This window comes from Candidatus Nanopelagicales bacterium (assembly GCA_030700225.1).
GTDB lineage: Bacteria > Actinomycetota > Actinomycetes > S36-B12.
On the sequence record JAUYJT010000067.1, the window covers coordinates 1 to 9134 of the forward strand.

General features: G+C 65.5%; 10 protein-coding genes. 3 read left to right on the forward strand and 7 right to left on the reverse strand.

All coding sequences use genetic code 11. The annotated features are described in order from the left end of the window. The 5 genes from Q8P38_10875 to Q8P38_10895 form a co-directional block, all read right to left on the reverse strand. A partial coding sequence (locus tag Q8P38_10875) for a hypothetical protein (protein MDP4015105.1) occupies positions 1-675 on the reverse strand: 675 nt, incomplete at its 3' end. Then, positions 672-836: a hypothetical protein gene (locus Q8P38_10880; protein ID MDP4015106.1), complete on the reverse strand. Its 165-nt coding sequence runs from the start codon at positions 834-836 to the stop codon at positions 672-674. The genes Q8P38_10875 and Q8P38_10880, both read right to left, overlap by 4 nt. 110 nt (positions 837-946) lie before the next feature. Further along, positions 947-1354, reverse strand: coding sequence for a hypothetical protein (locus Q8P38_10885; protein ID MDP4015107.1), 408 nt, complete (start codon positions 1352-1354; stop codon positions 947-949). Between the two features lie 287 nt (positions 1355-1641). Then, positions 1642-2928, reverse strand: a complete 1287-nt coding sequence (locus Q8P38_10890) for an ATP-binding protein (GenBank protein ID MDP4015108.1) — start codon at positions 2926-2928, stop codon at positions 1642-1644. A gap of 65 nt (positions 2929-2993) precedes the next feature. Next, on the reverse strand, positions 2994-3344 hold the full coding sequence (locus tag Q8P38_10895) for a hypothetical protein (GenBank protein ID MDP4015109.1): 351 nt from the start codon (positions 3342-3344) through the stop codon (positions 2994-2996). 272 nt (positions 3345-3616) lie between these two features. Here Q8P38_10895 and Q8P38_10900 point away from each other — a divergent pair, with 272 nt between their 5' ends. Together Q8P38_10900 and Q8P38_10905 are read left to right on the forward strand one after the other, a co-directional pair. Next, on the forward strand, positions 3617-5239 hold the full coding sequence (locus Q8P38_10900) for an ATP-binding protein (protein MDP4015110.1): 1623 nt from the start codon (positions 3617-3619) through the stop codon (positions 5237-5239). Then, entirely contained in the window at positions 5239-6894 is a 1656-nt protein-coding gene (locus Q8P38_10905) for an ATP-dependent helicase (protein ID MDP4015111.1), read from the forward strand. The genes Q8P38_10900 and Q8P38_10905 overlap by 1 nt, the downstream gene beginning before the upstream one ends. 207 nt (positions 6895-7101) lie before the next feature. Here Q8P38_10905 and Q8P38_10910 read toward each other — a convergent pair whose 3' ends face one another. Together Q8P38_10910 and Q8P38_10915 are read right to left on the reverse strand one after the other, a co-directional pair. Continuing rightward, the gene (locus Q8P38_10910) at positions 7102-8235 is read right to left on the reverse strand and encodes a site-specific integrase (protein ID MDP4015112.1); all 1134 of its coding nucleotides are present in this window, start codon (positions 8233-8235) and stop codon (positions 7102-7104) included. A gap of 156 nt (positions 8236-8391) precedes the next feature. Beyond that, on the reverse strand, positions 8392-8667 hold the full coding sequence (locus Q8P38_10915) for a helix-turn-helix domain-containing protein (GenBank protein ID MDP4015113.1): 276 nt from the start codon (positions 8665-8667) through the stop codon (positions 8392-8394). A 47-nt stretch (positions 8668-8714) separates the two neighbouring features. Here Q8P38_10915 and Q8P38_10920 point away from each other — a divergent pair, with 47 nt between their 5' ends. Then, complete coding sequence (locus Q8P38_10920; GenBank protein MDP4015114.1) at positions 8715-8957, forward strand: hypothetical protein; 243 nt, start codon at positions 8715-8717, stop codon at positions 8955-8957. Positions 8958-9134 lie beyond the last annotated feature (177 nt).

Here is a 9134-nt window from a genome sequence, read left to right on the forward strand (position 1 = left end):
CGGGAACGGGTCCCGGCTCTGCTCGGACATCCGGCGGCGGGCGGTGTCGGTGATCTCGCTGGCGATGCCGGCCGACGCTCGGGCGCTGGCCGCGGCATGGTCGACGACGTTGCCGAGCAGGCGCACGTCCTCGTCGGCGCGGCCGAGCTCCTTGCCGGCGGTCGCGATGCTGCGCTCCAGGCTGACCGGCTCCAGAAGACCCATGGCTGTGACGTCCCGGCTGGCCTGGTGCGCGGTGTCGACGTGCTGGGCAGCCAGCTGGGCGACCGGCTTGGCCAGGGTGACCATCTCGACGACGACCGCGATGCGCGGCTTGATCTGCGCGACCTCGCTGGCGATGACGGGATCGGAGGTGTCAGCCAGGTCGAGTAGGTCGCGGGCGTCGACGACCGTCTGCGAGGCGCGGTTGAGGTGCACGAACAGGTCGCGAGTGAGCTCAGGCATTTCGTTGCACCGCGTGCGCAACCGTCCCAAGTGCTCGCCGGCGGCCTCAAGGTAGAAGGAGCCGCGCTCGGACAGCTTGGCCTTGGCCGAGTCGAGCTCGGCATCGTCGAGCACGCGGAGCGCGGAGGCGATCGTCTCCTGGAGCTCCTCCACGACCCAGCGGGCCCTGCTCACGGCCTGCTGGGCCTCGAACACGGCGTCGGCGGCGCTCAGGGCGGTGACGGTGGTCATGCCGACTCACCGCCTCCGATTTCGGGCGGGGGCGCGGTGGGAGGCGGCAGAACCTCGCGAATTCGATCGAGCGCAGCAAGGGCCTGCTCGAGGTGGGCGCGGGCCTCCTGCACCGGGTCACGATCGGCCGCGGCGGACTGGGAATCGGTGGGCGTGCTCACGGGCAGCTCCATGGTGGACCGGGGTCATCTCTCAGTCACCAAAGGAAGGTCGACCCGCCGGGGCGATCACCCGACGCGAACAAATCTCGCGCATGCTCAGCGGGGTCCGGTCAGGGCTGGTCCCAGGGCATCGAATGCTGGCCGTCGTCGACGCCCTGACTGATGACGTTCGCGGTGGCGTTCCGCGCGGCGTTGAGGTGCTTGTGGAGGTCGACCGCGAGACCGCGGGCCTCCTCCAGGTGGAGGCGAGCGACGCCGATCGCCATCGCCGGGTCGGACTCGTCGGTCATCGCATCCATGCTGAGCACCTGGTGAGCCAGGGCCTGCTCAAGCGTGCTGGAAAGCTGCGAGAAAGCCTGGGGGAGCGCGGCCGCGAGTTCGGCGAACTCCGCCAACTGGTCCGAGGCCTCGGCCGGGCTCTGGTCTTGCTCCCCCATCGTGGCCCGGTTGAATCCGTAGACGTGCTCGCGGGCCGCCGTCGCGCGTCCACCTGCTTCGAGCTGGTCGTTGTCGTCCACCAGGTGTCCTTCCTGCCGAGAGATAGGACTTGAGTCTCGCGGATCTCGGCGGCCGGCGCGCCCTGCCCGCGGCGGGCTGGGGACAACGCGAAAGGGCTTCGTTCCACGGTGCGAGCGCGAGGCGGAGCAGCCTTGGACGACCATGCGTCTTGATCGAACGGGTGGTGGCGCTTGCCGCTGCGCAGTCGGACGCCGTCAGGCTCGCTGCCAACTGGGACCACACGGATCCGAGTGGGAGAGGCGTCCACGAGCAGCTGTGTTCCTCCACGAAGTTGATCAGGAGCAATCTAGCGACGCGGGTTGCCGCGGTCGGTGTCGGAGGCCGGCGGGATCCCACGGCGGCGGCCGTCGCCGAGTCGACCTGGTGCCTGGTCGTCCTCCGAGGAGGATCCGATGGCCACAGCCTCGCGGATGTAGCGGTCGAAACCCGGCATCGTGAAACGAACCTCGCCGCGGCGGGCAGGTTCGATGATCCCCTTGTCGATCAGGCGCTCTCGGGGAACGCCCAGGGCTTGCGTCGGTCGGTCGAGTTGTACGGCGATCTCCGCCCGGGTCACCGTCGGCGTACCGGCCTGGGCAATCACGGCCATGATCTGCCTCTCCAGTTCGGTCGCGGCCGCCCACCGAGCGGCGTACATGGAAGTCAGCTGGTCATCGGCCAACGGCAGGCCGGCGTGGACCTGGTCGATGTCGAGCGCGTCGCCAGCCGCGGAGGGTCGGGCCGCCTCCCACGTGGCATGAGCGAGGACCTGGAGCAGATAGGGGAAGCCTTGGGCTTCGGCTGCGACCACCTGCAGCGCCGCGGCCGTCCACGTGATACCCAGCTCGGCCGCAGGTTCAGCGACCGCGGCCGCCGCAGCGGCGGGCTCGAGCCGGGGGAGGGTCAAGAAGGTGCTGCGCTCACCGAATGTGGCGGCGTTGACCAGGACCCCTGGTGTCGACGGCAGACCGGCGCCGATGACGGCGAATGGGTTGTCCTCGCGTCGGCCAGCGAGGTTCTGCATCGCATTTAGCAGCACCGCTAGGTCATCGCGGGTCGCTGCGTGCAGCTCGTCAACGAAGACGACCAGGCCGGCGCCGCCTCGGCTTCGGATCTGGGTACCGGTCTCGTGCAGGAGATCCTCGAGGGCCGAGATCTGGGTGCCTCGCTGGGGCGCGGCAGGGTTAGAGCGGTCGGCGGCCGCCGTGGCGCTGACCTTCACGACGCTGGACAGGCCAAATTCGAGGCCGATGCTGTCCAGGCGCAGGCGCCAGTTGCCCTTGTCGCTTCGGGGGAAGATGTCCGCGGTCTCGATCGCTTTACCGACCCGGCTCACCAGGTCGGGTAGGAACGGCGCGTTGCGGCGGCAGGCCACCCAGGCGGTGATGAATCCGTGGGCCTCGGCGTCGCGCTGAGCCTCGCGCAGCAGGGAGGTCTTTCCGACCCCTCGCGGGCCTAGGAACACCAGGAGCGGTCCGCCCATCTCGCCGTAGGTGCCGATCCGGGCCAGGTAGCCCCTGATCCGGTCCTGCTGTTGTTCCCTCCCGGCCAGGACCCTTGGCAGTTCGCCGGGGGCGTAGGGGTTGGGCAGCATCAGGTCCTCCCATACATTCTGTTACACAGCGGTCTTGTGTAACGACGTGTATGCCGTTGGTCGGGTCAGCGGCCGGCGTCGAAGTTGCGTGTCGCCGAAGGACCAGTTGTCCCGGGGGCGTGCGTTCCGAGTCGGCGGCAGGCCGCCTCGTCAGGACTCTCAGCTAGCGGACCGATCTCCGAGACGTTGATGTCCACCCGGCCGTCCGGCGCCGCCTGGCTAGCCGCTTCGCTCAGGGATTCGGCCAGGATCCCGATGTCGGCCGACAGCACTTGGTCGAGGATTTCGGCGATGCTCCCCGGGGAGCCGTCGCACTGGTCAACTAGCTCGGCGGCCATGCGTTCGAGGACGCGGTTGCCCTGGGCGGTGAAAGTGACGAGGCCGGGGGCCGGCTGCTCGGCGGGGGATGTGCTCATCAGTCCTCCTTGGTTGGTCACCTAAGTGAGCGTGGGACCTGGGAGCGATCAGTCGGGCGAGGCAAACGTGGCGGACATTCAGTGGTTCATGAGCGCGGTTCCGTTGAACCGGCCAGCGCGGCCAGCGATGGTCGTGCCCACCTCCATCAGTACCCGCGGGATCGGAGGTTTCCCCTGAACCTGTCCGCTCTCGCGGATATGGTCGCGAGCGTGGCGCTTCCTCTGGCTCGGGGCACGCCGAACTGTTCGCGTCGGAGGGATCCTCGTAGCTTATGAGACTGAGTCGGATTGAGATCACGAACCACAGTCGCATCAAGAATCTGAAGGTCGACGTACGGGGGCACGCAGTCGTTGTTGGTGCCAACGACGTGGGCAAGACGTCCCTCCTGCGACTGCTGAACCTGCTGCTCGGCAGTACGACGGCTCAGTTGTACCAACAGGCGAGCGTTGCTGATCTCGACGACCCGACTGCCGACTTGGTTGTCGAGACCCAGTTCGCGGAGTTCAACGACCCGGAGAGAGCCCTGTTTCCGCGCGAGATCAGCGTTGACCCCGGGGATCAGTCCGAGTCGTTGCGGGTGCAGCTCGTCATCGCAGCGGACCCTGATGACGACCAAGCCATCACCGTGCGTCGATGGTTCCCTGAGGCCGGTCACGACCGAACGCCAACCCGCGAGCAACTGGCGGCTTTCGGCTGGCGCTATCTACCCGCGACGCGCGGTACATCCGCCTCGTCGCTCGACGGTCCCAACAGTGCGCTTCAGGCGCTGCTTACGGCCATCGACCTGGGCGCCGAGAAGACGGTGCTGACGGGTCTGCTCGACACCTTCAATAGCGAGCTTGGCTCGAGTACCACGATCACTGGACTGCGTGGCGACGTGGCCGCTCACCTTTCGAAGGCCATGCCTCGAACGATTGCGCAGGACGACCTGTCAGTCCGGACCGCAGCCGATCCCGCAGATGGCGTACTCGGCAGCGTCTCGATGTTCTTTGAGCGCGACGGGCAACATGTGCCGATCAGCGAGCAGTCAGATGGTCTCCGGCAGCTCATGTCCATGACGCTATTCGATCTGGCCGAAGGCACTGCCAACGTCGTAGCGATCGACGAGCCAGAGCTGCATCTTCATCCATCAAGCCAACGAACCCTGGCCGAGCTATTCAGCGACGCGGGCAATCAGAAGATCTTGGCCACGCACTCGCCGTACATCGTGCAGCGGTTCGAGCCTTCTCAGATCATCGCAGTCAGCCCTGATGGGGTCTGCACCCAACTCGCTGCCGACAAGCTCACTGCGATCGAGAAGCTCCGGGCCAACTGGTGGTCGCCGCGACTTCTCGAAGTCCTGACCGCGCGCTTCGCCCTCGTCGTAGAGGGATCATCCGATCGCGTCATCGTCGAGGCCGTGGCCCGACTGATGGGTGTTGGTCTCGACCGACTTGGCGCCGTGGTGTTCGACCTCGACGGCGCCATGAAGTTCCCGCACGTCTACAGGCTCATTGGTAAGTCAGGCTTCCAAATACCCATCCTTGGCCTGGTCGACGATACCGAGAAGGGAAGTTGGCTGGGGCAGATCGGCGGCAAGCCGGCCGACGTCGTGGGCACGACCGTGTTCGTCTCGGACCCGGACCTTGAGGCCGAGTACTGCGCAGCCCTGACAGGGCCAGGCGTGGGACGGGCGCTTATCGCGGCTGGCTACTGCAAGGAAGCGGCGATCCTCTCTACCGCTGGAGTAGCTGCGATGGACGACGTCACCTCTGAGGCGATGGCGGCGTATTGCCGGAAGGACAAGGTTGCAGCGGCTGTTGCCATTGCGTCGCAGCTCGACCTAGCTACCGCAACGAAGATCACTAGTGTCCACGACTTGATCACGCGACTCCAGGTGATCGGCACCGCCTGATGACTGAGGAGACCGACCCGCAGCGCCTTGCTGCCGCCAGCGAGCAGCCGAACCTGTTGGTCGTCGCCCCGCCCGGCTGCGGGAAGACCGAGTTGCTGGCCCTTCGCGCCCTCGAACTGATTCCGCGCCTCGCGCCGAATCAACGGATTCTGGCACTGACATTCACGAATCGAGCGAAGGCCAACCTAGGCGACCGCCTGCAGGGGCTGCTCGGACGTGAGCGTTTCCGGCGCTACGTCGCCGTGCACAACTTTCACGGCCACGCTGCAGAACTGGTTCTAGCCCATGGCAGGACCCTCGGGCTGCCTGTCACAGAGCTCAAGATGCCGACGACCAAGACCCTGCGGAAGGCCTTGGAAGCGATCTCCACCGACTCCGCCTCGCAGCGATCTGCCGCTGAGGTGCTTGCTGTCACAAAGCGACAGCCTTTGAGCGACGAGGAGATCCTCGGAGCACTCGGCGGGCCTGGCAACGAACTCGCCTTGCAGGTGGAGCTGGATCGAATCCTCACAAACGAGCTGCACTACGAGGATCTCCTTCGGCATGCGCAGCGCTTGCTCCTCGTTGACGAGGTCGCCAACCTGTATCGCCAGCACTACGGCGCCGTGCTGGTAGACGAGTTCCAAGACCTCTCACCGCAGCAGTTGGCAATCGCGTTGGCGACCTGCACGACCTCGCGGACGTTCGTGGGCGACCCGCTCCAGGGCATCTATTCATGGGCTGGTGCTGAGCCCGCGAAGGTGGAGGCCGAACTTCGAGAGATCTGCGGCGATCCGATTCCGCTCACCGTCTCGTACCGTTCGTCGCCAGCTGTGCTAGCCATGTTGAACGGTGTTTCAGGTCGGCTCGGTGGAGGTGAGTTGCAGGCCGCGAGACCCGAGGACTGGCCTGGCGGTGGAGCGGCGTCAGTCTTCAAGCTCCCAACTACCGCCGATGAAGCCTCCTTTATCGCTGCAATCAGCGAACAGATCGTGAAAGCCGACCCCACCGCATCAGTCGGGGTCATTGCTCGGTCTGGATGGCGACGCGGCGAGATCGATCTGGCCTTCGCTGGCATGTCAGACGTCCCGTGCCGCAGGTGGGACCTTGCGATCGAGGACCCCGCGATCCTGGATCGCCTCCGAGCCGCCGTTTCCGGGATGCCCAAGGGAATCTCTTTCGAGGACGCATTCGCGAGGGTGGCATCAACGATCGACCCGAGCGACGTCGACACCCTCGAGCAGGTGCAAGACGCATTTGGACAACTCGAGGCGGTCGGTGCGGCAGGAGTTCGGGCCGCTTTGCAGCAGTTCCGAGTCCGCCAGGACGATGCACCGATCGAGCCGGGCGTTCATTTGTTGAACGCGCACACGGGAAAGGGCCAACAGTTTGATTGGGTGTTCGTTCCGGGTCTGGAGGAGCGCCACCTGCCTGATAGACGCTCGAGCACCGGTGCGGCTTTGGCCGAGGAGGAGCGTGTGCTCCTTGTCATGCTCTCCCGGGCAAAGCATGGCGTCGTCGTGACGTACGCACAGACGCTGTCCGGGATGTATGGGCCGTATGCCTCCAAGCCGAGCCGATGGCTGTCCGGGCTCGCGGCTACCGCGACGATGAACTGGGAGCAGTTGGAGGCTCATCTGAATGAGCTCTATCCCGAGCACGGAGGTGCCGCGTGAACTTCAAGCACACGAACGTCCAGGCACTGGGGAACTTGGATTGCGGCAATCTCAGATCGGCCGATCCAGCGCCAGGCGAGGGCCGCCATACTTCCCGTACAGGTCCAGCCCGCCCCGTCGAAACAGCGCGCCCGTTCCACAACTCGAGGTGGCGGTCAGCACATCGCTGCTTTGGTCCAGTCAACTGCATCGCCGGATTGGCGACCGCTAACCGCGAGACGGTTTCTCGAAGTCTTGGGAGCCTCCTTCTCCCGCGTGGCGCCCGGCTGCAAAGGCCGCATCCACTGCAGCACGGGTTCGCTCCGTGCTGCTGGGCATGAGATGGGTATAGGTGCGCAAGGTGAAGCCGGGGTCGCTGTGGCCGAGGTACTCGGACACTGCGCGAATCGATTCGCCGGCGTCGAGGAGCACGGAGGCGTACCAGTGCCGTAGGGCGTGCATGCCGTTGTCACGCGATTGCTCGATGCCCACATGGGCTTGGCCGGGCTTCCAGAGCCGCGTGTTGAAGTAGTTGCGGTTGAGGGCCGAACGCTCGCGTGTGGCGAGTATGAGTCCTGCGCTCGATTTCGTGTTCGCCAGGGGCGTTCCCCATGGGAGCGTGACGCTTCGCCGAGGGTAGGTGGCGAGGTGGCTGCTGAGTTCCGTTGCGACGCTCTCGGGCAGGGGGACGGTGCGGGTCTTATCGCCCTTCGGCAGGCCAAAGACGAGACGGTTTCCTCCGAACACCTTGACTTGTCGCCTGACCTCGACGACCCCGCGGAGGAAGTCGATGTCCTCGACCGCGAGCCCGAATACCTCGCCTTGGCGTAGTCCCAGCCCAGAACCTAGCGTGACTGCGATCCTGTATTGGGGCGGGAGTGCGTCGTGCATGGAGGAGACCCATTCGGACGGCCAAGGCACCACCTTGCGGCGCGACGTTGCGGGCCTTGTCACTGAACTGGCCTTGCACGGATTCTTGGCGATCATGTCGTCGTCGACCGCAGCCGAGAAGATGGCAGACACGTTCGAGAAGATGACGCGCCGGTAGGTCTCGGCCATCTCCATCGATCGCAGGAGCTTCTGAATCGTCGACGGCTTGATCTGTCGCAGTTCGAGGTGTCCCAGCGTCGGGAACACGTGGAGCCTGAGGCGCAATTCCGTCGCCTCATAGGTCAGTGGGCTGAAGGTCCGGCTGTCGAGCCACTCCTCGGCATAGACCCGAAACGAGATCCTGCCGGCGTCGACATCAAGGTAGGTTCCACGGAGCTTGTCCGCCTCAACGGTGTTGCGGAACGCGACCGCCTCCGCTTTGCGTCTGAAGGTCTTGCGGCGCTGCCGCCCCTCGGGATCTCGATAGTTCACAACGTAACGAGGGCTCCCGTCCGCTGGCCTACCGGGACTAATGCTGGCCATGGCTGTCCTGGGCAGAATCCGACCGGGTGACCAGCGATGCTGACGAGCATCTGCGGCCTGGTGGCGCTGGAACCGATTCCGTTTGAGGGTGATGGCCTCTCGGTATCACTGATTCTCCTCGAGTTGCACCGTCCAATTGATCACGGTTGCTGCCCGCCAGCGCAGGTGCTTTCCGACACGGAAGCCGGCCGGCCCGTAGCCCGTCGTCCGCCAGGAGTAGATGGTCTGCTTGGTCACGCCTAGGTAGGACGCGACATCGTCGATGTCCCACAGCTCTTGGGCGTCGACCAGCCTGGGGGCCCGGTTGCTGCGGCCTCCGCGCCGCCGCGGGCCAAAGACTCCCGGTTCCATAGCCGGCACGTTCGAGTTCGTTGCCATCATCAAGCCCCTCCTCGCGGCGTTGACGGACAGTTGGTCTACGGGCACCTATGTCCGACGGCGGCGTGGGAGCGATCACGTCGATGGAGATGATGTGGCAGCAAGATGACTCGGGCATCGCCGCGCTGGTCGACGAGCTGTGCGATGCCAGGCTGGTGGGTGGGGCAACCGACACGGGTTGCGACCTAGCAGGAAAGGCCCCTGAGGACCGTGCGGCAGGGGATGGCGCTCGCGAAATTTGTACCGAATTTGTAACAGACGAGCGGCTACCAACTGAATCGCCCCGGGTCTGATGGAGGCTCTCAATCCTGGGAAGGATGATGAGAGTCATGGCAGCACCGAGGAAGTACAGCGTGGAGTTGCGCGATCGCGCGATCCGGATGGCGCTGGATGCGAGGCGCGATCCCGAGACCCGGACGGGGGCGATCAAGCGGGTCGCCGATCAGTTGGGAATCCATCCTGAGGCGTTG